22 protein-coding genes and 1 riboswitch are annotated in these 24,569 nt (G+C 25.9%); of the genes, 14 read left to right on the top strand and 8 right to left on the bottom strand.

Annotated features, from left to right (window positions below):
• Window positions 1-1,272: an ABC transporter permease subunit gene (locus tag QP548_RS07400; protein ID WP_061427296.1), complete on the top strand. Its 1,272-nt coding sequence runs from the start codon at window positions 1-3 to the stop codon at window positions 1,270-1,272.
• A 34-nt stretch (window positions 1,273-1,306) separates the two neighbouring features.
• Window positions 1,307-2,455, top strand: coding sequence for a hypothetical protein (locus QP548_RS07395; RefSeq protein ID WP_061427300.1), 1,149 nt, complete (start codon window positions 1,307-1,309; stop codon window positions 2,453-2,455).
• A 198-nt stretch (window positions 2,456-2,653) separates the two neighbouring features.
• On the opposite strand, the gene QP548_RS07390 is transcribed toward QP548_RS07395, so the two are convergent.
• From QP548_RS07390 to QP548_RS07370, 6 genes are all read right to left on the bottom strand, one after another.
• Window positions 2,654-3,205 (bottom strand): hypothetical protein, encoded by a 552-nt coding sequence (locus QP548_RS07390; RefSeq protein WP_075808020.1) that lies wholly within the window; start codon window positions 3,203-3,205, stop codon window positions 2,654-2,656.
• Between the two features lie 233 nt (window positions 3,206-3,438).
• Window positions 3,439-3,789, bottom strand: coding sequence for a hypothetical protein (locus QP548_RS07385; protein WP_061427305.1), 351 nt, complete (start codon window positions 3,787-3,789; stop codon window positions 3,439-3,441).
• A gap of 539 nt (window positions 3,790-4,328) precedes the next feature.
• A riboswitch (cobalamin riboswitch) is annotated at window positions 4,329-4,508 on the top strand.
• 779 nt (window positions 4,509-5,287) lie between these two features.
• Window positions 5,288-6,568 (bottom strand): ArnT family glycosyltransferase, encoded by a 1,281-nt coding sequence (locus tag QP548_RS07380; protein ID WP_061427307.1) that lies wholly within the window; start codon window positions 6,566-6,568, stop codon window positions 5,288-5,290.
• Between the two features lie 14 nt (window positions 6,569-6,582).
• A complete protein-coding gene (locus QP548_RS07375; RefSeq protein ID WP_011591352.1) occupies window positions 6,583-6,930 on the bottom strand; it encodes an EamA family transporter in 348 nt (115 codons plus the stop codon).
• Window positions 6,927-7,259 (bottom strand): DUF2304 domain-containing protein, encoded by a 333-nt coding sequence (locus QP548_RS17005; RefSeq protein ID WP_081109937.1) that lies wholly within the window; start codon window positions 7,257-7,259, stop codon window positions 6,927-6,929. Before QP548_RS17005 ends, QP548_RS07375 begins: the two co-directional genes overlap by 4 nt.
• Before the next feature lie 15 nt (window positions 7,260-7,274).
• Complete coding sequence (locus QP548_RS07370) at window positions 7,275-7,964, bottom strand: glycosyltransferase family 2 protein (RefSeq protein WP_061427311.1); 690 nt, start codon at window positions 7,962-7,964, stop codon at window positions 7,275-7,277.
• Window positions 7,965-9,530: 1,566 nt separating this feature from the next.
• Here QP548_RS07370 and QP548_RS07365 point away from each other — a divergent pair.
• Window positions 9,531-9,866, top strand: a complete 336-nt coding sequence (locus tag QP548_RS07365) for an SdpI family protein (protein WP_061427313.1) — start codon at window positions 9,531-9,533, stop codon at window positions 9,864-9,866.
• A 243-nt stretch (window positions 9,867-10,109) separates the two neighbouring features.
• The gene (locus QP548_RS07360) at window positions 10,110-11,573 is read left to right on the top strand and encodes a sulfatase (protein ID WP_061427315.1); all 1,464 of its coding nucleotides are present in this window, start codon (window positions 10,110-10,112) and stop codon (window positions 11,571-11,573) included.
• 250 nt (window positions 11,574-11,823) lie between these two features.
• On the opposite strand, the gene QP548_RS07355 is transcribed toward QP548_RS07360, so the two are convergent.
• Window positions 11,824-12,513: a ferric reductase-like transmembrane domain-containing protein gene (locus QP548_RS07355; protein ID WP_061427317.1), complete on the bottom strand. Its 690-nt coding sequence runs from the start codon at window positions 12,511-12,513 to the stop codon at window positions 11,824-11,826.
• A gap of 197 nt (window positions 12,514-12,710) precedes the next feature.
• On the opposite strand from QP548_RS07355, the gene QP548_RS07350 reads away from it, so the two are divergent.
• The 8 genes from QP548_RS07350 (at window position 12,711) to QP548_RS07315 (ending at window position 19,581) form a co-directional block, all read left to right on the top strand.
• Window positions 12,711-14,633: a beta-N-acetylhexosaminidase gene (locus tag QP548_RS07350; RefSeq protein WP_061427319.1), complete on the top strand. Its 1,923-nt coding sequence runs from the start codon at window positions 12,711-12,713 to the stop codon at window positions 14,631-14,633.
• A 70-nt stretch (window positions 14,634-14,703) separates the two neighbouring features.
• On the top strand, window positions 14,704-14,958 hold the full coding sequence (locus tag QP548_RS07345; protein WP_061427321.1) for a hypothetical protein: 255 nt from the start codon (window positions 14,704-14,706) through the stop codon (window positions 14,956-14,958).
• Window positions 14,959-15,238: 280 nt separating this feature from the next.
• Window positions 15,239-15,460: a hypothetical protein gene (locus tag QP548_RS07340; RefSeq protein WP_061427324.1), complete on the top strand. Its 222-nt coding sequence runs from the start codon at window positions 15,239-15,241 to the stop codon at window positions 15,458-15,460.
• A gap of 449 nt (window positions 15,461-15,909) precedes the next feature.
• Window positions 15,910-16,374 carry a hypothetical protein gene (locus QP548_RS07335; protein ID WP_003451945.1) on the top strand — a complete coding sequence of 155 codons (465 nt, stop codon included), beginning with the start codon at window positions 15,910-15,912 and terminating at the stop codon, window positions 16,372-16,374.
• A 151-nt stretch (window positions 16,375-16,525) separates the two neighbouring features.
• Window positions 16,526-16,948, top strand: coding sequence for a MarR family winged helix-turn-helix transcriptional regulator (locus QP548_RS07330; protein ID WP_061427326.1), 423 nt, complete (start codon window positions 16,526-16,528; stop codon window positions 16,946-16,948).
• A 167-nt stretch (window positions 16,949-17,115) separates the two neighbouring features.
• Window positions 17,116-17,793: a hypothetical protein gene (locus QP548_RS07325; protein ID WP_003451821.1), complete on the top strand. Its 678-nt coding sequence runs from the start codon at window positions 17,116-17,118 to the stop codon at window positions 17,791-17,793.
• A 177-nt stretch (window positions 17,794-17,970) separates the two neighbouring features.
• Window positions 17,971-18,702: a hypothetical protein gene (locus tag QP548_RS07320; protein ID WP_061427328.1), complete on the top strand. Its 732-nt coding sequence runs from the start codon at window positions 17,971-17,973 to the stop codon at window positions 18,700-18,702.
• Between the two features lie 324 nt (window positions 18,703-19,026).
• On the top strand, window positions 19,027-19,581 hold the full coding sequence (locus QP548_RS07315; RefSeq protein ID WP_061427330.1) for a hypothetical protein: 555 nt from the start codon (window positions 19,027-19,029) through the stop codon (window positions 19,579-19,581).
• 238 nt (window positions 19,582-19,819) lie between these two features.
• Here QP548_RS07315 and QP548_RS07310 read toward each other — a convergent pair whose 3' ends face one another.
• Window positions 19,820-20,854 (bottom strand): acyltransferase family protein, encoded by a 1,035-nt coding sequence (locus tag QP548_RS07310; protein WP_061427332.1) that lies wholly within the window; start codon window positions 20,852-20,854, stop codon window positions 19,820-19,822.
• Between the two features lie 284 nt (window positions 20,855-21,138).
• Here QP548_RS07310 and QP548_RS07305 point away from each other — a divergent pair, with 284 nt between their 5' ends.
• Window positions 21,139-22,659, top strand: coding sequence for a response regulator transcription factor (locus tag QP548_RS07305; protein ID WP_061427334.1), 1,521 nt, complete (start codon window positions 21,139-21,141; stop codon window positions 22,657-22,659).
• A 17-nt stretch (window positions 22,660-22,676) separates the two neighbouring features.
• Window positions 22,677-24,404 (top strand): sensor histidine kinase, encoded by a 1,728-nt coding sequence (locus QP548_RS07300; RefSeq protein WP_061427335.1) that lies wholly within the window; start codon window positions 22,677-22,679, stop codon window positions 24,402-24,404.
• Window positions 24,405-24,569: the final 165 nt, after the last annotated feature.

Below are 24,569 nucleotides of genomic sequence, written 5' to 3'. Positions count from 1 at the left end.
ATGAGTATTAAAAAGGGTGAATGGGAAAAACTTTTTAGAAATCCAGTGTTAATAGTTCTTACAGGTATTTTCTTAATATACAATTTTATTTTAATTAATGATAATTCCTACATAAAAGGGGGATTATATGAAACTAATAAGCTAATAAGTCAGGTTGGATATAAAGTAGACGAGGACATGTTTAAAAAGTTAGAAAATATGTATGATGAGAAGATGAAGGATTTAAATGAGCTTACAGAAAGAAAACTTCATAAAACCTTTGAATCTATGGATGGATTTTTAGCTGATAAGGATTTAGATAAGTGGATTTATGGGGAAAAAGTATTTTCAAAGGAGGATATGGATTTAATAAATCAGTTAAGTACAATTAATTTATATAAAAATGTAATTCCAGAGTTTATACACAGAATAGAGAGTTTAGATTATGAGGAAATGGCTGAAGACACAATAGACGATTATGGAGTTAAAGGAGAAGCTGCTAATTTAGTTAAAAAAAATTATGAAGATTTAGGGGTAAGACTTAAAGAGTTAAAAGGTAATGGAGAACATAAAAATTTATTCTTCTTTGGAGTAAATTATAGAACTCAAAATTTATTATATAAAAAAGTAATTGGAGCTTGCTTAATTGAAATTATGATACTTGTAGTATTAGGAGTATGTTTTTTAGTAAATTATGAGAGAGAAAATAAAACTCTAGGATTAGTTTCTACTACAAAAAGAGGGCGTAATCTTATTAAGGATAAGGCTATAGTTGGACTTAGTTATTCAATACTAGCTGCAATAATAATCTTAGGAATTACTCTAATTGTATATTTTAGTGTGTTTGATTATGGTAATATTTGGAATGTTCCAATTAGTAGTGCTTTAAATTGGGAATTAGGTCCTCATATATCTTGGTATAACCTTACAGTTTTACAAAACTTACTTCTTTCCATAGGAGTTGTTTTAATAATATCACTTATTTCAGGGGGAATAAGTTTATCCTTATGTCTTTTCCTAAAGAGTAGTTATAAAGCTTTTTTTGCCTTCTTTATACTTTTTGGAGGATTATATATGCTGCCAGGATTATTTAGTATGAGTTCAAAATTAGTTATATGGTCATATTTTAACATATTTATTTTAACCTTAAATCCACAAAAATGGTTTGCAGAGGCTGGAGCACTGTTAACTTCAAAATATTATATAGAAGGAACATTAATAAGTAATGGAGTTATTGTAACTATAATTTCTTTAATTTTAATAAAAAAATTTAAGAAGGTAGATATATTATAAGGGGAAAATATTAATTTAAGTGAAGAGGTAAAACATGAGAATAATAATTAATGAAATAAAGAAACTTTTCAATTTAAAGAGTCTATTGATTCTTGGATTAATAGTTTTCATAATATGGAAAATATTTATAAGTTTTTGGATAGAAGTTTTTCCAAATGGTTCAGAAACACCAGATTTTAATTTAAGCGTAGAAATGCTTAAAGACTATGGAATAACAATGGATGAAAAGGAGTTTGAAGATTTTAAGGAAAAATCAGCTTTAAGAGAAAAAGAAGCAGATGAATATTTAAAGGGAGATAAAGATGCACAAGAACTTGGAATAAAATCATATAGAGAGTTAAGTGGAAGGTTAAATAATGGAAAAACTGATGAAAAGGTTGAGGAGCTTAATTCAAAAATATATTTTAAGTATAAGGTAGATCTGTTTTGGGAAATGGACTCTAGAGAGTCTTTAATAGCGTCATATGAAGATTATTTAAATAGACACTATGAATTATATAGTAGTGAAACCAATAGGTACAAAAGGTTAGAAGAACTTGAAAAAGGTGAGCAACCAAAATCTATTTTAAGTTACGTTACTTTTTCGAATTATGATTCCTTAATAACTAATTTTTCAATACTTGTTGTGGTTACCTTAGCTTTTATAATATCACCAATATTTTTAAGGGATGAAAAAAATAAAGTAAATCTTCTTCAGTATTCATCAAAAACTGGAAGAAAGATAGGAAGTAAAAAAGTTATTTCAGCCATGATAACTGCCTTTGGCATAAGTACTTTGGAGTTAATAGGTCTATTTTTAATGTATATTCCCAATAATACATTGCAATTTTGGAATTGTAGCATAAATTCTAAATTTAATTATATGGTTTCTTGGTTTGATTTAACTTTTGGACAATATATAATGTTAACTATTCTAGTTATATATATAATAACTTTGGTGGTAACTAGCGTATCATTATTTGTAAGTAGTAAAGTTAAAAACTATGTAGCATTAATAGGGATACAGGTGCCTATTTTAGGAGCTTTAATAATGTTTTTAGATAATATAGGACTAAATCATATGACCACAATAAATTCTCCTAAATATATTCCAATAATTGCTTATGTAGTATTTATTATAATTTCAATACTTTTAATAATTAACTTATTAAAAAATGAAAAGAATAGGGATGTTTTAAATTAGTATAAATATTAAAGAGATAAGGAAGTATTAAAGCAAAAAAGTCTGTAGCAAGAATATATTGTTACAGACTTTTTTGTTTTAAAAATATAAATTTTATAAATACTTATGAATATGCTTAATAAATAAAGAATTAGATAATTGTTAAGCTAAAGATATAAATAATATATTCTTATTAGATGCACGAAAAATATAATGTTTTTATACTTCAAATACTGTATTTTCAACCTCTGGATTTCCTATATAAAGTCTCATTGCAACTAGTGGAATATAAAGTATAAATATTTGAGAAAAAGCTGTTACCCCTAAATATAATGGTATATCAAAAACTTTATTTATGGAGCTAAAGGAATAGATTATTGCGCCAGTTAATATAACTCCCATAGATGTTACACAAACATAAGTAAAGTGTTTTAAGTTTTCTCTATTCCTTATATTATGATCTGTATATAGATTATATAAGAGAATTCCTAAGACTATAAGGACATATAAATAAGACCATTTAAAGTAAGAATTAAATTTATTAAGGGCCCAATTTATAAACTCAAGACTTACATAATCATAAAGTTCATTATGGATTCTTAAGTTAGTTAAAAATATACTTTTTATTAGAAATGAAGTAATTATTCCAATTAATATTAAGAAAGAGGATAAAGTTAAAAATAATTTTTGTTTTACTAAGCTTTTCCCTCTACCTAAGAAAATACTTATTGCAATTATTAGAAAGAAAGATAAATACAGAATAATAAGCACCTCCAATCCTTTTAAGTTTACATATTAATTATAACTTAAATTCTAATAAATTACAAATATTGGAAATAGAAGCTATAGTATAGTTTAGCTAATAATAAGCTAGACTATACTATAGCTTTTTATCTTATATACTCTGTGTTTGTTAGCATAGATAAATTACTATGTTAAATTGATATTCACTTCTAAATATGGATTAAAGAATATATTAATAAGAAAAGAGTTTTAGACTAATTTTACTTTTTATTATTTTTAAAAACTACAATTAGATTTAGTATGAAAATAATAAGGCTCATAATAGATATCAATAAAAGTCTGTTATTCCAAGTATTCCATCCTAAAGCATTATTATCTGCTAGTACTCCTTGAAATAAATGGCCAGTAAACATTGCTAAACCACAAAAAACACTAATACTTAAATCAGCTAATTGAAGGGATTTTCCACTAGATTTATTAAGATTTAATTTTCTATTGATATAAAGAGCTTTAATAAAGTTTAAAGCTATAACAATAAGTAGAACAATATAAGTAAAAAATATTAGATGAAAATAAGACATAACATCTTCTAAAGGACTAATTTCTAACATAATTATTTCCTCCTTTAATAAAAATATATTATTTTATAAGTTTTTTAATACAAAGAATAGATTTGTTTATAAAGATTTTGAGAAAAATATTTTTATGGGGGGTTAGCTTTTATCTTTTATAAAGCGTTTTTTTAAAAGAATAAATATGTTAATGACAATATATATAATTAGGATGTTTGATATTAATCCTAATATGCTAGTTGAAGTAGATGAGAGGAGCGTGGTACTATCTTGTGGAAATTCATATGTCGTGAAATATTTTACTGGATACCCCCAAGTTTTAAAGCCAGAAGAATCTAACTCATATGGAGTTATAAATGTTAAAACTAAACTTAGTCAAGCAGCTTGGTTAAGAATTTTAAAGTTAATTCTTTCTTTCATAAAATCCTCCAATATTATCTGTTTTAATAATAATATAACATGAAAAATTTGTATTATAATTTATAATTAGTAAATTTTTGTTTAATTAATTTTGCTATTAAGAAAAAGTGTTGATAATTAAAGAATTTATTTATATAATGTAATTGAGTAGAGATTTAAAATCTACTTTTGAAATAGGCGCAGTGATGCTTAATAGGGAATTTAGTGTAAAACTAAAGCTGCCCCCAGCAACTGTAAATGACTTCGACTTAACGATATGCCACTGTGATTAATCATGGGAAGGTGTTAAGAAGATATAGTTATGAGCCAGGAGACCTGCCTAATTCAAAGCAAAACAGTTTATCTTTCTGGGGAAAGAGGCAAGTGATTGAAATTTTATCATACTGAAGAGGGATAGAGCCAGATTAATAAAGTTCTAACTATCAATGAGTTAGTTTGTTTAAATTTAGGTTTAAGTTGATAATGGTAAGCTACAATGAGGTGGCTTGAATTAGTATGATTAAAATATAGAGATTCATCAATTAACTTGTAGAGATTTTCCTAGATAGGTATTCAAAGTGAGTATCTATCTTTTATTTTTGGGTAATTTAAGCTAGGATTATTCAAAAATAACAGCAGAAAGCAAATCCAAAACAGGTAAAAATCTCAATGGTGAGTAAGGTGCTTTATGAAGTACCAAGGTTCAAAGAGGAATCAAAAGTTAATTAAGTTGTTTTAAAGGCTAATATAAATAAAAAGCCTCACTAACAAAGAGGTTAGTGAAGAGAGTAGGATACTCTAAAGTAAACAACTTAAAAATGTTTAAGAGTTATATGATATAGAGATTAAAAGTTAAAGTAACTTGTACTTAAAAAGACTTTTAATTTAAATCATATAACTCTTTTTTATTTTATCTTTAAAACATTTAAAAGGTAATTTATAATTCCTTTTTAATATAAATTATTAAGAATTCTTTTTAATATAAATTTTTAAAGCCTTTATCAATAAAATAAGTGCATATATTCCTAAAAATCCAATAGTTAAGATAAAGATTAAATAAAATATAGAAAAAATACTGAATAAAGCCATAGAATATCCCCCTTAAATATAATTTAGACTTATTAAGATAATTATAAAGCTACTCTAGATTATTAGTATTTAATATCTGTTTTGATCTTTCTTGCTTTTGGGTTATTATATTATTTATTACAAATGCGGAAGATATAACAAAGATCCATATCATAGGATAAGAATACCTATTAAATGTAATATAAGGTATATGAACTACACTGTAGTATATAAATAACCCAAATAATATTCTTGCTGTCTTATCAACTTTGTTATTTTTAGATTTTTTATGTATTGAATACATACCTATAAATCCAAGAGTTAATAATAGTAAGTGATAAATTGCAACAAAAACTATATGGATATTATAAACTGGTTTCCAGTAGAATGGACTTATCCAAAGAATAACTGTTTTATCTATTAAATACCATTTTGCATAAGTTAGTGGTTTCTTTAATATATAATTTTTAAATCTATATACTAAATTATCCTTATAATATTCCTCTTGTTTTATTACATCGTCAGTTGTCTCCCAAGGATGAAAATCTATAGTAGTATCATAATTTATATATGAACCTTGTATCATAGGATTTCCAGATGACAAGGTAAAAGGAATAAATCTATGGAATTCTTTATAATTTCTTATCCACCAAGGGCTCATTACTAAGCAAAATACTGATGACACTATTATAGTGAACTTAAGTATATCTTTAAATTTATAGTTATTATATATCCATAAAATTAATACTACAATAGGATATGCCCCAACTGTAGGTCTAAATAGTGCTGCTATTCCCCATACTATACCGCCTATAATATAATGTTTTATTTCCCGGGATTTTATTGCTACTAATGTGGTATATACCAATAGTAATATTAAGAAATAAAATATAACTTCTGTTAGAAGTAAATTTGGTGTGAAAAGATTAGGTAGATATAGGATGCTTAATATTGAACTTATAATACCTACTTTAGAATTAAAAAGAAATCTTCCAATAAAAAATATTAGTGAAAAACTTAAACTCATAAGGACTACTTGAAAAACTCTAAATGCAGTTATACCTCCAAATTTACCAAATATACTCATGAAGAATGCCATAGTATAAGGTAATCCAGGCATTATAAATACTGTTTCATCATTTACGTTATGATATGTAAATTTACCATTATCTAATAAGGTCCATGCACTTCTAACATATTTTACATCATCATTATTCCATTCATTAAAGTTACCTAACAAATAATTATCTCCATATTTAATTACAGTATAAGTTCCTATAATAAAAAATATGAACATAATAGTGTATAATATCAATTTAGTTTTCTTACTTTCTTCTTTTAAATAAAACAATGTAAATCTCCCCCTTACTTAATACCAATAAAAAATGAACCTAATATTATAAAACCAACACCTATCCATCTATTGGTAGGGACACTTTCATTCAAGATAAATATAGAAACAAATAGAGCTAAAACATAGCATAAACTTTGTAATGGATATACTAAAGATAAATCTGATTTTGAAAGTATATATAACCAAATAAGTGTAGCTACGCCGTATAGCAGTACCCCACACAAAATATATGGGTTAAATATTAAATTAATTATGCTATCAAATGTAAAAGCTAAAGTTTTATTTTTTAACCCTATTTTCCATAAGGTTTGTCCACATACTAATAGTAAAATATTTAATATAAGTAAAGGATATATCATTCTTTGTTCTCCTTTTCATTTTTTAGTAAAGCAATTTCTTGTGTAAGTCTAGTGAGTTTAATCTGTAAGGATGTTATTGTAACTATTAAACTTAAAATTAATATAAAACAAAATAAAATTCCAATTAAAAATAACAATGATGGTGGATAGATTATATTTAGTATTTTTGAAAAATAATCTAAAATACTACTATTTAATGATAATAAAAGCATGCTTATTCCAGCAGTAAACCAAACTAAAGTGTATCTTATGTCTAATAACCGTTTTTTTATAAATAATATTGTCAAAATTAAAAATATTAATGCTATTATAACGCAATACCAATACATAAAAATGATCCTTTCTTATTTATCAGGTGAAATTATAGTTGCAAAAGTTACTTTTAGCATATAGTAAATAGATTTTAGTGGAGTTATAGAAGATTTTCCAGATTCTCTATAGTTCATTTCAACAGGAATTTCTTTAACTTTAAAACCTTTTCTAATAATATAAGATAGTGTTTCTACTTCTGGATAATCTTTAGGATAATATTCTACAAACTCCTTAATTACGGAGTTATTTACAGCTCTATATCCTGATGTAGTATCAAAAACTTTTTTTCTACCTAAGATTGAAACAAGTGATGAAAAGAAGTTTATTCCTAATTTTCTATAGATACTAGGCTTATAATTACTATTATTTATAAATCTAGAACCTACTATCATATCGTAATTTTCATTGATTATGGCTTTTATCATATCCTTAAGATATTTTGCCATATGTTGACCATCTCCATCAAATTGAATGGCTATATCATAGTTATTATTGTAAGCATATATATAACCTGTTTGAACTGCTCCTCCTATTCCTAAGTTTATAGGTAAGTCTACAACATTAACTCCCAATTTTTGAGCTTCAAATTTGGTATTGTCACTAGAAGCATCATTTATTACTAAGATATCTAAATCTTTTATTCTTTGATTATAGATATCCATAATAACTTTAGAAATAGATTTTTCTTCATTATATGCAGGAATAATCACTAAAATTTTCATTTAATAGCTCCTTTCAATTATACTACTATATTAATATATATTAACATAATATACAGTATTTTGCAAAATATATAATAAGTTATATATATAATTATAATAATTTTAAAATATGTATTAAATAAATTGTAACAATTGATAAAAAAAGGTTAATTTATATAAAATTATATGTTAAATTTTGTTTTTTATATCTATAAAATTTAGTATTAAACATAGATTGTAAAAAGGATTATGTATATGAAGAGAATATGGAAATTGAATGTGATATAAAATAAAAAATCTCTAGTGCTATACTAGAGATTTTTTCCTGCCAAAACTTAAATGCATAGATTATTTTTATATGTGAGATTCCGTCAAAACTTAAATGTTTACTTATGTTCATGTTTTTTTGAGCTTGCAACTACTAAAGCTATACCACCCACAATAATCGCTACTAATATAACATAATTAAGATAAATCACTATGTTACCTAACATATATCTCACTCTCCTAAATCTATATTTTATTTTAAGTATTAACAATTTAATTATAATTTTCTTTATAGATAGTATCAAATTTTCAAGCTTGTGCAAAAAGATGAAAAATTAAATATTTTTAGTTCTATTTTAAGTTTATTTATAAGAAAAGTTCATGTTTATTATTAATTAATAAATTTATTCCCTATAGTATTTCGAAAAGTTGCAATATTTTAAAATATAATACTTTGTTCAAATGAACAATAAAGTAGAGAAATAAAAAAGGAAAATTTTTAAATATTTTTTATCTTAAAATATTTAGTAAATAAATAGATTATTTATAAATTAAGAAAATAAAAAGATATATAAAATGGCTATTCGAAAGGTGGTATGACCAATTTCAATTGCCGAAATCGAATTAGATAATAGAGTGCATAAATAAAATGAATATTTTAACGAAATTAAAAGTTAGAAGAGAATAATGTTAAAAAATAATTTGTTACTGTAATATACGTAACAATTTGTTAATTTTAGAACATTGTTAAATTAAAGAGGGAGTGGTAACATTTATAAGTAAAATAAAGTATTAATTTATATTGTATATATTGTTGAGTGAGTAAATGAAAAGCTATTCAGTGGGAGGAATAGCTTTTCTTTTTTTCAAAACAAATAGCTTATAGGTTTAAGAATCTCTTTGAAAGAGAGGTATTCTCCTTAATTAAATGAAGTGACAATAATTTTGAGAGAGTTAAAGTTGATTGACTAATTAATTACACTTTTAATAATCGTAAGAGATAGGCTATTACATCTTAAACCTATAAGCTTAAAAAAGTAAGTAGTTATGAAGAAGGAATGAAATAAACCTTCCTCATAAATTATTATTTACTTAATCTAAATTTATATTCAAAATTCAATTTATTTAATTCTATGAAATATTAGTTAAAACATGAGAAATACAAAAGAAAATAATGGAAATGGATGGATTTAAAGGATAATGAATGAATTTAAAAGAATTTATTAAATGAAAATTGTGGTAAATAGTGGTATCATATAAAAGCAATTGCAATTTTTTATTTTTAGTATTGGTGTTTAAACAAGAAAGGGGAAAATATTTTTGGTTATAATTTTTATGGGAATAGTTATGTTTATTATTGGGCTTATTTGTAAAAAGCTTCATGATGACTATGAGGAATATCCCAATCTTTTTGTAGGGTATAAACTAAAGTATGCAATGAGGAATGAAGAAACATGGGAAGAGGCTAATAATTATATTTTAAAGCCATGTATTGGGGTATTTATATTCTCAATAATATTCACTTTGATAATTAGATTTTTTAATTTAAAAATTTCTGATATATGGTATATCTTGGTGGGTATATTAATTTTAGTTAGTCCTATAATTTGTACTGAAATTCATATAAGAAGATTCAATAAAATTAAAGAAATTTAGTTTTATAATAAATATATAACTATTAATTTTTTAAAAAAGGACATGTATCAAAATAGCTTTTATTATATTTTGATACAGTCCTTTTTTCTTTATAAATTTAAATTAGGTATGAGAAAATATTAATTTAAGGAGATAATTATAGAATTTAATAATAATGAGGAGTTTTTATAGGAATTTTTAAAGTTGTGTTGAATTATATATTTAAAGAAATTAAATTTTCGTTTTATTAAAGGGGTTGAGGAAATGAGAATATTAATGTTGGATTTAGATACTTTAAGAGCAGATCACTTAGGTTGCTATGGATATGAAAGAAATACATCACCTAATATAGATAGTGTTTCAAGGGAGGGCATAACTTTTGAAAATTACTATTGCTCAGATGCACCATGCCTTCCTTCAAGGGCTGCACTTATGTCAGGAAGATTTGGAATACATACTGGTGTTGTAAATCATGGAGGAGTTTGTGCTGATTTCAGAATAGATGGAGAGAATAGAGATTTCAATGATAGAATGGCATTTAATAGTCTTCCTATGTTTTTAAGAAGTGAAGGGTTTTACACAGCTTCTATAAGCACTTTCGCTGAGAGACATAGTGCTTGGTGGTTTAATGCTGGGTTTAATGAGCTTCATAACGTAGGTGGATGTGGAGCAGAGTCAGCAGAAGAAGTAACTCCAACTGTCTTAAAATGGATAGAAGATAATGGAGATAAGGATAACTGGTTCCTTCATGTAAACTATTGGGATGCACATACTCCTTATAGAACTCCAGAGGATTATGAAAATCCCTTTGAAGGAGATGGTTTAAAGAGATGGATAAGTGAGGAAAGATTTAATGAACATCGTAACAATAAAATTGGACCACATGGAGCTAGAGAAATAGGAATGTATAATAGTGATACATCACCAAGATTTCCAAAACATATGGGAGAAATTAAAAATTATGATGAGCTTATAAAATTCTTTGATCAGTATGATTCAGGGATAAACTATATGGATTCACATATTGGACAAATACTCAATTTATTAAAAGATAAGGGATTATACGAAGATCTTGCTATTATAATAACATCAGACCATGGAGAGGCAATAGGTGAATTTGGTATGTATGCAGAGCACGGAACTGCTGATTATGCAACTACTAAAATACCAATGATAATAAAGTGGCCTGGGGCTATGAAAAATTACAGAGATGATGGATTCCATTATAATTTAGATTTAGCACCAACTTTAGCTGAGTTATTTAATAAGGAAAAGAAAGAGTACTGGGATGGGAGAAGCTATGCACAAAGTATTTTAAGTGGAGAAGATACAGGAAGAGATTATTTGGTTTTAGGACAATGTGCTCATGTGTGCCAAAGAGCTGTAAGATTTAAAGATTATATTTATATTAGAACTTATCATGATGGATATCACTTATTTCCAAAGGAGATGCTTTTTAATGTAGAGGATGATCCTCACGAAATAAGAAATTTAGCAGAGATAAGAAAAGAACTATGTATGGAAGGGGCGTATCTTCTTCAACAGTGGCATGATGAAATGATGATGAGTAGTGAAAGTGATGTTGATCCACTTTGGACTGTAATAAGAGAGGGAGGACCATATCATGCTAAGGGTCATTTAAAAGAGTACTGTAAAAGATTAGAACAAACAGGAAGAGGATGGGCAGTTCCAGAACTTAAGAGAAGACATCCAGAGGAATTTAAATAGAAAATAAAAATATAATTTTTAGTAGGGCATATAAAGAAATTTTATTATAAATTTAATAAGCTTAAATATTATGGGTTAGATATATTAAAAAACTTATAAATAGATTTAGAGTTTAAAAATATAAGCTCTTTATCTATTTATAAGTTTTATTTATATGTGTAGTTATTTATGTATAGGTTATTTTATTTATTTTAAAAACTATTAGAGGCTCTTAATGGTAAAAAGAGCTAGTCCATTTTTAGAGTAATTTTTATTTGCTAAAACAAGGTTTAGATTTATCTTTAAAATACTTTCTTATACGTAAGAAATAGTATGCAAAGAATATAATACTATATAATATTATTTCAAAAAGTTTCTTATCAAATTTTGGTATGTATAAAAGCATTATATGTACATACATTAAACCATAAAATAAATATGCTGACCTTTGAATCTTTTTCCATGTTTTATAGTTCATTTTTTTTCTTACACATTGGAATGAAGTGATCATTAAAGGAATCATTAAGCATATCATGATTAAACTTAATAAAGTTGCAAAAAACTTATAATAAGTTAAAGAATGTGGGTTAGTAAAGAATGTAGGGAAATAATATATTCCATATAAAATATTATGACCTAAGGTTAAGATACAAGCGATTATTGAAAGTTCGCCTCTTATAGCCATTAGGTTTTTCTTATATTTAAATGAATTACTTAAAGCTCCAGTGTACATTACTATAGTAAATAAAGCTAAGGAAAAAGTACTTTTAGAGAATACTCCTATAGTGTATTTACTTATGTCTTTAGGAATATAGTTATGTAGATCAGTTTTCATAAATACTATGAAAAATATAGCTATTAAAGTAGCTATTATGTAGAGTATTGAAGAATATTTTTTTATTTCTTTATAAAAAACAATACTCAAGAATGTTGTTATTAATAATGAAATTATAAGTAGCATTATTATGTCTCCCTTTCTGTTATTGATAATCAATTTCAATTAGATTATATATGCAAGTTTGAATTTAGTCAACAAAAAGTTCATTTTTATAACAATTTATTTTTATTTATCATAAAATAATCTTTTTAGTAGGATATTTGATTTTAATGTGGAATTATATAGGAAACGCCTATTTTTAGTATGAGAGGGGAATAAAGATGAGAGTTAAATTAGTTGGATTAAATGAGGAAATGTTAGAAGCTGTCAAGGGATTAGAAGAACTAATTGATTTTCAGCTTTATAATGAGAAGGGAAGTAAGAATGAAAATCTAGAAATTATAAATGTTTCTAGGCTTCCTGAAGAATCAGAAAATGTAATAGAAGTCCTTAGAGGAAAAAATAATGAAATAAGATATAAGAAAAAACATCACTTTTTTAGAGCATTTAGTTTATATCTTCAATTTCTTAAAAAGGGAGAGGAGAGTTTTAGGAAAAGTGAAAAAACTTATATTGATTCAGTAGGAGCAATGATAGATGCTTCAAGAAATGCTGTTTATAGAGTTTCTGAGATTAAAAAGATATTAGGGTATATGGCCTTAATGGGACATAATAGGTGTATGCTTTATACTGAAGACACTTATGAGATTGATGGTTATCCATACTTTGGTTATATGAGAGGAAGATATAGCAAAGAGGAGTTAAGAGAAATTGATAATTATGGATACTCTTTAGGTATAGAGGTTGTACCTTGCATTCAAACTTTAGCTCACTTAAAACAAACTTTAAGATGGCCTTATGGGGAAGGGATGAAAGACACCCAAGATGTACTTTTAGTAGGAGAGGAAAAGACTTATAAGTTTATAGAGGCAATGATTTCTTCCTTAAGAGAGTGCTTTAGAAGTAAAAATATTCATATAGGTATGGATGAGGCCTTTGATTTAGGAAGAGGCTATTATTTAACTAAACATGGACATGTTCCTCACCAAAAGCTTATGGTAGAGCATTTAAATAAGGTTAATGAAATAGCAAAAAAATATGATTTTAAGCCAATGATTTGGGATGATATGTTTTTAAGATGTGGAGCTCCAGATGGTGGATATTATGATTTAGATATAGTTATAACTCCTGAAATAGCAAATAATATTCCAGAAGAAGTTTCTTTAGTTTATTGGGATTATTATAATTCTAATGAAGAAAAATATAAAAAGCTTTTAGATATTAGAGATAACTTTAATAATAATATTATCTTTGCAGGAGGATGCTGGAGGTGGAGTGGATTTGCTCCAAACTATTCAAAGACCTTTAAAACAACAAATGCTGCCTTAAATCAATGTAAGGCTAAAGGAATAAAGGAAGTCTTTGCAACGGCCTGGGGAGATGATGGGTCAGAAACGCCAATATATTCAATAATAGTAGGCCTTATATTATTTGCAGAGCATGGATATTATCATAAGGTAGAGAAAGAATGGATAGATGAAAGATGCAAATCTTTAACAGGGCTTAGCATGGAGGACTTTACTTCTTTAGAAGAGTTAGATCTTGTTCCATCAGTTAAAATTCCTAATATGGAGGTTTGTAATCCTTCAAAATATATAGCTTACCAAGATTTGCTTTTAGGAGCCTTTGATAAGCATTTAGAGGGGTTAGACTTAGAAGAACATTATATTAATCTTTCTAAAAAATATGAGGAAATAGGAGAGAAAAGTGAGAGGTTTAAATTAATGTTTACTATGTATTCTAAACTTGCTGCTTACCTTTCAGTTAAAAGTGAAATAGGATTAGAAATAAGAAAAGCTTATCTAGAAAAGGATAATGATGCATTAAGGCTTATAGCATATAACTTTATTCCAGAAATACAAGAAAAGTTAAAGAGTTTTCATAAGAGTTTTAGGGATCTATGGTATAAGGAATGCAAAGGACAAGGCTTTGAAGTTATAGATATTAGACTTGGTGGAGTTATGGCAAGATGCGATTCTGTTATGTATAGAATAAAAGCTTATCTTAAAGGAAATATTGATAAAATAGAAGAACTAGAAGAGGAAAGACTTTATTTTTCTGAACATTTTGGGGGAGATGATTGTAAGCTTATATGTTGCAATGAATATCAAAAAATAGCAACACAAAATATTTTAAGTTGGTAATTAGTTTCTATGATACAAAACTCAGAAGTATAAGCAATGGATAAAATAATTAAATTGGGGATATTATGATATGAAAAAAATTATTATAAGTATAACCACAATAGTAATTATATGGGCTATATTAATGTCTACTGACTATTATATGATAAAAACTAATGAAAACCCAATCTTTTCAGTAGAAATTGCTGCTTATAAAGATGGAGGTTCTAAAGAATATTGTGGGTTAGGATATAAAATTATTAAATATGTAAAAATGAATAGTGAAAATGATGATATTTCTACAGAAGTACGTTTAGGACCATTGTTTATGAAGTATTCACCCTAATATACTTAATTAAAAAGTATAAAAGATTAAAGTTTATTTTAGGGGAAATATGCTTTTAAATCTTATTAGGAATAATAAGATTTAAAAATATTGCTGTTTAGGCTTTATAAATTTAAGGAGGAGTTTTTTAGTTGAATACTTTTATTAGGTTGTATGAGGGTTTAGAGCCTTTTATAATGAGTATCTTATTAGTTATATTTTTGATTTTTGTAAATAAATATTTCAAGTGGAAAATAGGGAAAAAGTAAGTAAGGTGAAATATAGGGAAGGATTTTATCAAATGGAAAATAAAAATATTAAGTTGATTCTAGTAGCATTAGGATCCTTTATGCTTGTGTTACTTCAAACAGAGATGTTTCAAAGAGGTGTAGAAATTTTTAGCTTTATTGGATTAACTATAATAGGAGATATAATTCTTTTATTAAGTTCTATTTTATCCTTTGTAGGCTTTGTGATTTTTGCTTTTACATCTTTTAAAATTATAAGAAATAATATTAAATAAAAATAGATGGCTATACCTGAAGTTTCTTAGAAGGGGGAAATATAAGGTATAGCCATCTTTAATTTAAAAAGGCATATAGAAAATTTGAGAAATTAAGACTTTTAGGAGGTGATGAACATCAATCACAAAAATGAAGTCTTAACTTCTATAAGGATACACCCTTATGTTTCCCTTAAAAAAATCTTTTATACTAAATATTTGAAAGGATAATTTGGGGGTTAATAAGAGTCTTATGAAAGAGATTAAAATTTAAGTAATAAAATTTTAGTACCCTTAATTTCAGTGAGTGATCTGCATAAATAAAGAATAAAATAAGTAAAAACTTTTGTTTGACAATAATTATTATTAGGAGTAAAATAATTTGCATAGGAACAAAGAGTTTTCATGCGAACCATTTTAAGGTGGGTTGCATCTAATAAAATAAAATTATTTTGTAGGAGATGAAAATTATGGACGGAATTAAAAAATTTACTCCAAGAGTTAGTAAGAGAATTTTACTTTTTATAGCAGGATTAGTATGGGGATTTGCAGGATTTAGAGTATTTACTTTAGGTTTTGGAGATGTTATGTCACATCACGGAAACTTAATTATAACAATCATTTTTGCAGCAGTTATATTCTTTGTATTTTTTAAATTTATATTTAGTAAAATGTTTAAGAAACATACAACAAGAATAGTAAATAGTAAACTCGATAAACATTGTGTATTTTCTTTCTTTGACTTTAAGAGTTATCTTATAATGGGATTTATGATTTTCTTTGGAATTTCAGTTAGAAACTTAGGAATATTTAATCCAGTTTATTTAGGAGATTTTTATATGGGATTAGGAGCAGCCTTATTTATGGCTGGCGTATATTTCTTTGTGGGATTCTTCACTTTTGATAATTTAAAAGTAAAATATAAAATTAGCTAATTTAGTATAAAGATATTAAATGGTGCATAGAGTTTAGAAGACTTTATGTACCATTAATTTTATATTTAGAATCTTTTATATATTTTTCATAGGACTTAGATCTTGGAGAAATATAATTTGAAATTTATTTTTTTAGAAAAGAGGGACTTATATGAATTATGATTCATTTGAAATAGCTATGTTAATAAAAGAAATTTATTCAAATACAATGGGAAAAGTAAGTGAAGGGCTTAAAGAAAGTGGACTTACTCACCAACAAATAACAGTTATTAAACTTATAGCTCATAAGGGGAAGGTTACAGTTAAGGAACTTTGTGATGAAATGTCCTTAGCTAAGGGAACTGTGTCAGGAATAGTGTCAAGACTTGAAAATATGGGGTATGTGGAGAAGTTTAAGGATGAAAAGGATAAGAGAAATACATATATAGTTTTTTCTAAAAAAGGAGTAGACTTTGCAAAAACTTTTAGATGTGATATAAATAATAGTTTTGATAGTGTATTTGAAAATTTTACCCATGAAGAGGTTAAGGAAATAAGAGAGGTACTTTTAAAGCTTAGGGATAAGATAAAGTAATACTTAGTTATTTAGAAGAACTTAATTAATTATTATGGTATATGGTGTCTCTGCTATTTTTAAAGTCTTTTTAGAATTAAAAATGGTTAAAATATGGTTTGTAACTATAATGTTGTTGATATATAATAGTTGAAGGTTATTTAAAAATAAAGGAGACGACTTAAGGGATGGAAAATGAATTTGATATTGAATTTAAAAACTATTTGTATCAGGTTTTAGGAAAGGACAACCTTCAGGAACTAGAATCTAATGATGAAGATGGAGAGTGTTATTTAGAGGTTGGCAGCAAGCTTTCTATAGATCTTTCGGAAGACATGGTTAGCCTTTTGACGGATAAGGATAGTCTCCTAGTTATTTTAAGGTTTCCAAGTGAAGCTAAGAAGAGTTTTAGAGGCGTAAGTAAAGGAAAGGTTGATTTTGGATTTCAACTTTTTAAGAGAGAAGACTTTGATATTAATTATGATTTTGTTGGATTTACCTTATCAATAAAGGATGCTGTTGATTATAGTGATATGAGGCTAGACTTTAATTTTACTCCTGAAGGTTTTGAATTTTCTGAGAAAATGAATTACGCTTTAAATATAATTGCTATAGATGAAAAGCATATAGTAAGAGCTATGAGACATATTAGATTTCCAAGGGAGCTTTGTAAGATTATTAGGGAGTATTATTTAAAAATTACAAGGGAAGATTATAATAGAGAAGTTGCTCTAGAAGACTTAGAAAACCTTGATGCTATACTTTTTGATGGAATAACATCAAAGCAGGTAGAAGAAAGTTTTAGCCTATATAAGTTTACAGATGAACCAGAAGAATCTAATTTAGATAAATACATTAAAGATTAAAAATATAATTATATTAGACTATATCAAAAGTGATTTAATTATAAATACTTATATCTTGTGAAAGGTTTATGATTAAATAAATGCTTTGATATGGTCTTTTTCATTGTCTGTACCAAAAAAAGATTTTGGTATATAATGGATTTGATATAACATGTAATAAATGGGGAGGTTTTTATGATGAATGAGAAGCTTAGTGATGTTAGAGATTTCGTCAGAGAACTTATTAAAACAGATGAATTCGAAGATGAACTTTTCTTAAGTACTATTAATAATGCTAGAGATGAGCTTAAAAAGAGCGAAGAAGAGGCATGTTATGAAGATGAGGGGGTTATTGTTGGTATAGGGGATAAGACCTATATGGATATTAAGGGAGATAGTGCAATGGTTCTTCAAAATAAAGATGAATTTAACCTATTATTAAGATGGGATAATTCAACACAAGAAGAGCATTTTGCTATTAACTACGGAAAGCTAGAGCTTGGATTTCAGATTTATCCAAAAAAGGAATTTGGGCTTTCAAGAGATTTTATAGGATTTACTTTAACTATAGATGGAGTTTTGGAATGCAGTGCTTTTCCAGTGGATTTAAATTTTGCTTCTGATGACTTTTTTTTATCAGAGGATTTAGATTATACTTTTGAAATCCTTTTGGTTGAAGGAAAAGAAGGAATAGTTAGAGCCATGAGAGATGTAAAAATACCAAGAGAGTTTTGTAAGGTTATTAGAGAATGTTATCTTAAAATAAAAAGTGATGAATATGAAGAGTTAGAAGGTTTAGAAGATAGGATGAACATACAATGGCATGTTAGAAAGCTTGGAGGGGAAATGGTTGAAAGGAAGTATGGAGTCTATAAAATTAAAAATGAAATCCAAATGTCAAAATTAAATTCTTACATAAAGTTAATATGAAATTGTAAGATGTTATAAAATAAAATAGAGCAATGTTACATATTTAGGGAGTAATTCGATCATATTGAATTACTCCCTTTGATTTTGCTAGGTTTTAATTAGTAGTGGTTTGTGTATTTAAAATTTTTACTAATTATTCATTATTATTTTTGTAAGTTAAGAATATTTACTTATTGTTCAAAATATGATACTATTTATTTGGGATAAAAAGGAAATTGAAAAATTTATAGAAATATAGGATTTTTTATAGGATTATAATTTTGCTCAAATTATTTTACTAAGCTAAATTAAAATAATATATATTAGTTGACAGGAGGTAATTAGGTGAAGAGAAATATTAAGGCTTTAATGTTAGGCGTATTAATTACAATTTTAACATTAAATCTTATTGCGTGTAGTAGTAGTTCTAATAAAGCACTAGATAAGGGAAAAGAACTTATTAATGAAGGGCAATATGAAAAGGCAGTTGTGTCTTTAGAGTTAGCTTTAGACCAAAATTCTAAAAATAAAGAGGCAAAAGAACTAAAAGATATGATTGAAAATTATTTAGAAGCAAGTAAGTCTTTAGAAGAGGGAAAGATAAGAAAAGCTGAAGTTAAAATTCAAAATGTTGGGGAGAAGTATAACGATTTTCCAAATTTTAAGCAATGTGTAGATGCCTTAAAGAAAAATATAGATGAAAAATCTGAATATGATAAAGATATAAAAAGCGATATGGAGAAACTAGAAAAGTTTATAGAGAATAAAAACTATTCAGATGCAGTATTGCTTACAAAGAGTTTAGATGGAAGAGTAAGAACAAAGGAACAAAAGGAGAACCTTGAACAAATAAAGTTGAAATTGATTTCAGTATTATCTATAGAAAGTACTAAGAAATGAGATTTATTCGTAGAAGGGTACATTGGGAAAAAAAGTATTTCATATGATTATGTAAATGGAAATAAGTTGAATTATAGATTTTTGGACTAAATATAACTCCAATTAAGCTTTTTAATAAGGATTATAAGGTAATGGTATCGAAATAACTTTTTATAAAACTTACAAACATATTCCGAGAATTACTAGATTTCTCTTCATACTGTTTGTAAGTTTTATTTATTATATTTTTATACATCTTCTATTCTTTTATAAATAATAGTCTGTTAAATTTATCTAAAAATTTATTAAAAATTCTATCTACACCATCCCTAGAGAGAATAAATGTTACTATTAGAGAGCCTACTATTAGTACAAGCAATTTTCCAGAATTACTTGATATTAAGCTTGTTAATCCTAAAATACTACCTATAAAATAAGTATGTAAAAAATAAACTGAAAGAGTATTTTTACCTATTTTTGATAGGAATGTTTGATTTTCTGGCATTAAGTTTATAAAGACATATACAAAAGCAAATCCAATTATATAAACTGCAATATAAAGCAAGATTCCAGTGAATATTTCTATATTAAAATTACTATAGGACCTATCTGCCCAGAAAAATTCATCTGCAATATTTGAATAGTTAACAAAAATTAAGGCTATTAAAACTCCAATAATTAGAATTAATATTGAAGGAACCTTGTTTAGAATATTAAATCTTGTAAACTTCCTAAATCTTTTTAATTTTTCCTCACTAGAATAATAACCAGCTAAGAAAAATGGAGCAAAGGTAATGGTTCTAGAAAGTGCCATATAAGAGCCAAATTCACCAGAGAGTTTTACAAAAATACCTGCAATAATACTAAGAATAAAAATATTTTTAAACTTTAAAAGATCAGGTAAAAGGATTTTCCATAAAAACATTGCAAATATATACCATAGTGCCCAACCAGGAGTGAAGAAGGAAAATGCTTGTTCACTAGGAAGTTCAGTAAATTCACCTCTTAAAAATAAGGGACCTACTAATGTGATTAAATTCCATATTATATTGAATAGTAAAAAGGGAGTGAGAAAATTTCTTACGGCATTTCTACGTCCTTTTTCTACATTTTTTGAAAGATATCCTGAAATAAAAACAAATACAGGCATATGAAATTCATATATGAATACATATAAAAGTCTTGCCACTTCATAATCTTTTCTAATAAATTCTAAACTGTGTCCTAAGACCACTAAAAATATTAAAAGGCCTTTACTATTATCAATTAAGTAATTCCTATTTTGTGTTTTCAAGTAATTCACTTCCTTAAATAAGTTTGAATATCTTTACTATATTTTTCTTAGTATGATAAAAAGTATTATTTTTACAATAAAATTATATAAAATAACTATGCATTAAAATTCCTCTTAATAATTATGTTAAATTTAGGTATTAACAAATCTATTATAAAGAAAAATTTTTAACTATTATTGAATTTTTATTATACATTATATTAAAGTAGAATTAGTAATTAATTTTATATATTAATAATTATGTAAAGTTAAAGAAGTTTTTAAGTATAAAAGGGGGAGAAGATATGTTAAAAATACTATTAGTAGATGATGAGGCTACAGAACGTGAAGGAATTGAATTTCTTATAAAAAGATATGAATTTCCTTTAAATATAGCTAAAGCTGTAAATGGAAAAGAAGCTTTAGAATACATAAAGAAAAATCATATAGATATTCTTTTTACAGATGTAAAGATGCCTTTCATGGATGGACTAGAATTAGCAAAGGAAACCTTTAAGTATGATCCTAAAATTAGAATAATAATTTTTAGTGCATATAGTGAATTTGACTATGCTAAAAAAGCCTTAGAGGCAAAAGTAGTTGATTATTTACTTAAACCTATTGAGGTGGATGAATTTAAAAGAGTTATGGAAGAGGTAATAAAAAGCTGCATAAAAAGAAAGGAAGAAGAGAAAGAAAAAGAATTACTTATGGAATCAAGTAAGAAGATTTTACTTTATAAGCTATTAGCTAATCACAACAATCAAAATGGTATTAATGAAAAGTTAAACGTATACAATATACAGCTAGAAGATAAATATTTAGTACTTATAAACATAGAAACAAGGGATAATTTCTTTGAGGAGAGGGAGGAGATTTTCTTTAACCTCTTAAATACATATTTAAAAATTCCATATGAATATATAAATTTTTATCCTAATGAATCATATTTATTACTTTATAGTAATTTAAAAATAAAAGATGATTTTTTAGATGAAGTTTGTTCTAAATTAGCTAAAGAAATTAAATTATTAGCTAATGAAAACTCTTCTTTTTTTATTAGCAATGTATTTTGTGGAATTGAAAAAATTTATGATGAGGTAAAGGGATTAAATAATATAAAGGAAAATATTTATGATTTTGAATCAAGGATTATTAGGGTTAATAAGGATAAAACTAATGATTTATACACACTTGAAATAGAGAATGTAAAGGAAAATCTTAAAAACTCTATAAATGAAAGAAATTTAAATGATATTGAATTTTACATAAATAAGCTTATAGAATACATGTTAGAATCAGGTTCACTTAGTACTATATACATACATCACCTTTTTTATGATCTAATAGAAAAACTTTGCAAAGCCTTTGATATATATAATGGTGAAGTGAAAAAGAGATTTATAGAAAAGATATTAAAATGTAACTCAAGTGAAACCTTAAAAGTAGCTTTTGAATCTATTATAAAGGATATTGCAAAGGAATGTGATAATGATATTTTAGACGAAAAAAGTATAGCTAACAAAGTGATAAAGATAATAAAAAATGAATATAGCAGTGAACTTAGTTTAGATTATATTGCAGATAAGGTTAATTTTACGCCAACCTATTTAAGCTATGTTTTTAAGAAAGAAACAGGCTCAAACATAGTTAAATATATAACTGATTTTAGAATGAATAAGGCTAAGGAGTTTTTAGAAGAAGGTAATATGAAAATTGTACAAGTTGGTAAGGCTTGTGGATATGAAAATCAATCATACTTTAACCGTATATTTAAGAATTATTTTGGAGTAACTCCAAATCAATTTAAACGTAAGAATAGTTAAGGTAAGTGAGGTTATGTATGATTGAAAAAATAATAAAGTGGTTTTTAGGAAAAGCATCTATAAGGAAAAAGTTAATTATTAGTTTTAGCATATCTGTATCTATACCAATAATAGTTTTAGGAGTTTATAGTTTTAGTGAATCAAGAAAAAATTTATTAATACAAACTGAGAAGACAATGGAAAATAATAGTCTTAGAATTGCTGATGAGATAGACTTTAAATTAAAAAAGGAAGAAGGGTATGCAAAATATCTTGCTTATAACTTAAACTTTAGAAAGGTTATAGAAAATAAGCCTAATGATAATATATCAATAGCACAAACCTTAAATGATACTGTAGAGCCTATATTTTGGTATTTTATAACCAGCGATGATTACATAAAGGAAATAAATATATATACTCCTAATGTAAGTGGAGAGATAGGATCCTTTTTAAAGCCAAGTAATTTTGTAGAGGGTGAGGAATGGTATAAAAAAAGTGAAAAGAGTTTTAAGCCCTTTTGGAGTTATGAGGATGGAAAATTATTTATAACTAGAAGCATATTAGACACTGCAACTAATAGTAAAGTTATAGGTGTACTTAGAATTGAATTGTTTATGAGTATTATAACAGAGCCTTTAGAAAATATGGATTTCTTAGATAATGGAATTATTATTAAAGATAATAGTGGAAATATAGTTTTTAAAAAGCTGATGAAAAATAGTAAAATAAATGAATTAGTTTTAGAAAATATATTAAATATAAAATCTAGAGCTAATTTGAAAGAAAAGGGGTATTTAATATGTGAAAATAATATTGATGCTTCAAATTGGAAGGTGTTTTATTATTTAGATAAAAAGAAAATAACAGAGGAATTAATCCCTATAATAGGTTCAACTTTATTAATAGTAATTTTTTGTTTAATTGCAGTAGTTATATTAATAAATATATTATCTAAAGCCTTAAGTAGAAGAATATTATTGCTTAAGGATAAGGCTGAAGATGTTTCAAAAGGGAATTTCAATAATCCTATTTTTACAGAGGATACTGATGAAATAGGAATTGTTACAAATAGCTTTGGACATATGACAAGGGACTTAAACGATATGATAAATAAAGTTTATAAAATTGAACTTGAAAAGAAAGCAACTGAGCTTAAAGCATTACAAGCTATGATAAACCCACATTTCTTATATAACAGTTTATCTACTATAAAGTGGAAAGCAATTAGAGAAGGAAATGATGATATAAGTGATATAACAGGGTATCTAGCTAAATTTTATAGAACTAGTTTAAATAATGGACAAGATATAACAGATGTTAAAAGTGAAATTGATAATATAAAATCCTATATTGAAATTCAAAAAATAGCACATTCATATAGTTTTGATGTTGAATATAGAATAGATGAAAAGGGATTAAAAAATAATATGTTAAATTTTATTCTACAACCTATAGTTGAAAATGCTATTAAGCATGGAATTGATTGTAATGAAGGAAAAGAAAGAGGAAAGATTATAGTTGAGTTTCAGGAGGATGAAGATTCTTTAATCTTTAAAATTTATAATAGTAGCAACAATAATAATGATATTAATAGTATAGAGGAGATGTTAAATAAGCCAGGAAAAGGATATGGTATATATAATGTAAAAGAAAGAATAGAACTATATTATGGTATAGAGTGTAATTTAGAGTGTTCTTTAGTTGAAAATAATTATATATGCATTGCACTAAGGCTTCCTAAAATAAATAGCAAATTAAATTAAAAATACACTAAGGTGCTGTATCAAAGTTGAGAGATAAAACATAGAAGCATACTGAGAAAATCACTAAAATTCTCTTTATAAGGCTTTAAGTTTTATTAAAAGTTATTTTGATACAGCATTTTTTTATTAATAAAAAATAACGTAAAATTGTACAATGTTTCGAAA

Source organism: Clostridium sp. UMB9555A (assembly GCF_030222355.1).
GTDB lineage: Bacteria > Bacillota > Clostridia > Clostridiales > Clostridiaceae > Sarcina > Sarcina perfringens.
Note: the sequence above shows the minus strand (reverse complement) of the source record. Positions and strands in the feature narration are given on the sequence as shown.

Excerpts from the sequence above, each read along its gene's own strand:
- QP548_RS07400 (WP_061427296.1), top strand. The coding sequence starts at position 1 with ATGAGTATTAAAAAGGGTGAATGGGAAAAACTTTTTAGAAATCCAGTG.
- QP548_RS07395 (WP_061427300.1), top strand. The coding sequence starts at position 1,307 with ATGAGAATAATAATTAATGAAATAAAGAAACTTTTCAATTTAAAGAGT.
- QP548_RS07385 (WP_061427305.1), bottom strand. The coding sequence starts at position 3,789 with ATGTTAGAAATTAGTCCTTTAGAAGATGTTATGTCTTATTTTCATCTA.
- QP548_RS07375 (WP_011591352.1), bottom strand. The coding sequence starts at position 6,930 with ATGATATATCCTTTACTTATATTAAATATTTTACTATTAGTATGTGGA.
- QP548_RS17005 (WP_081109937.1), bottom strand. The coding sequence starts at position 7,259 with ATGTATTGGTATTGCGTTATAATAGCATTAATATTTTTAATTTTGACA.
- QP548_RS07370 (WP_061427311.1), bottom strand. The coding sequence starts at position 7,964 with ATGAAAATTTTAGTGATTATTCCTGCATATAATGAAGAAAAATCTATT.
- QP548_RS07360 (WP_061427315.1), top strand. The coding sequence starts at position 10,110 with ATGAGAATATTAATGTTGGATTTAGATACTTTAAGAGCAGATCACTTA.
- QP548_RS07355 (WP_061427317.1), bottom strand. The coding sequence starts at position 12,513 with ATGCTACTTATAATTTCATTATTAATAACAACATTCTTGAGTATTGTT.
- QP548_RS07350 (WP_061427319.1), top strand. The coding sequence starts at position 12,711 with ATGAGAGTTAAATTAGTTGGATTAAATGAGGAAATGTTAGAAGCTGTC.
- QP548_RS07345 (WP_061427321.1), top strand. The coding sequence starts at position 14,704 with ATGAAAAAAATTATTATAAGTATAACCACAATAGTAATTATATGGGCT.
- QP548_RS07340 (WP_061427324.1), top strand. The coding sequence starts at position 15,239 with ATGGAAAATAAAAATATTAAGTTGATTCTAGTAGCATTAGGATCCTTT.
- QP548_RS07335 (WP_003451945.1), top strand. The coding sequence starts at position 15,910 with ATGGACGGAATTAAAAAATTTACTCCAAGAGTTAGTAAGAGAATTTTA.
- QP548_RS07330 (WP_061427326.1), top strand. The coding sequence starts at position 16,526 with ATGAATTATGATTCATTTGAAATAGCTATGTTAATAAAAGAAATTTAT.
- QP548_RS07325 (WP_003451821.1), top strand. The coding sequence starts at position 17,116 with ATGGAAAATGAATTTGATATTGAATTTAAAAACTATTTGTATCAGGTT.
- QP548_RS07320 (WP_061427328.1), top strand. The coding sequence starts at position 17,971 with ATGAATGAGAAGCTTAGTGATGTTAGAGATTTCGTCAGAGAACTTATT.
- QP548_RS07305 (WP_061427334.1), top strand. The coding sequence starts at position 21,139 with ATGTTAAAAATACTATTAGTAGATGATGAGGCTACAGAACGTGAAGGA.
- QP548_RS07300 (WP_061427335.1), top strand. The coding sequence starts at position 22,677 with ATGATTGAAAAAATAATAAAGTGGTTTTTAGGAAAAGCATCTATAAGG.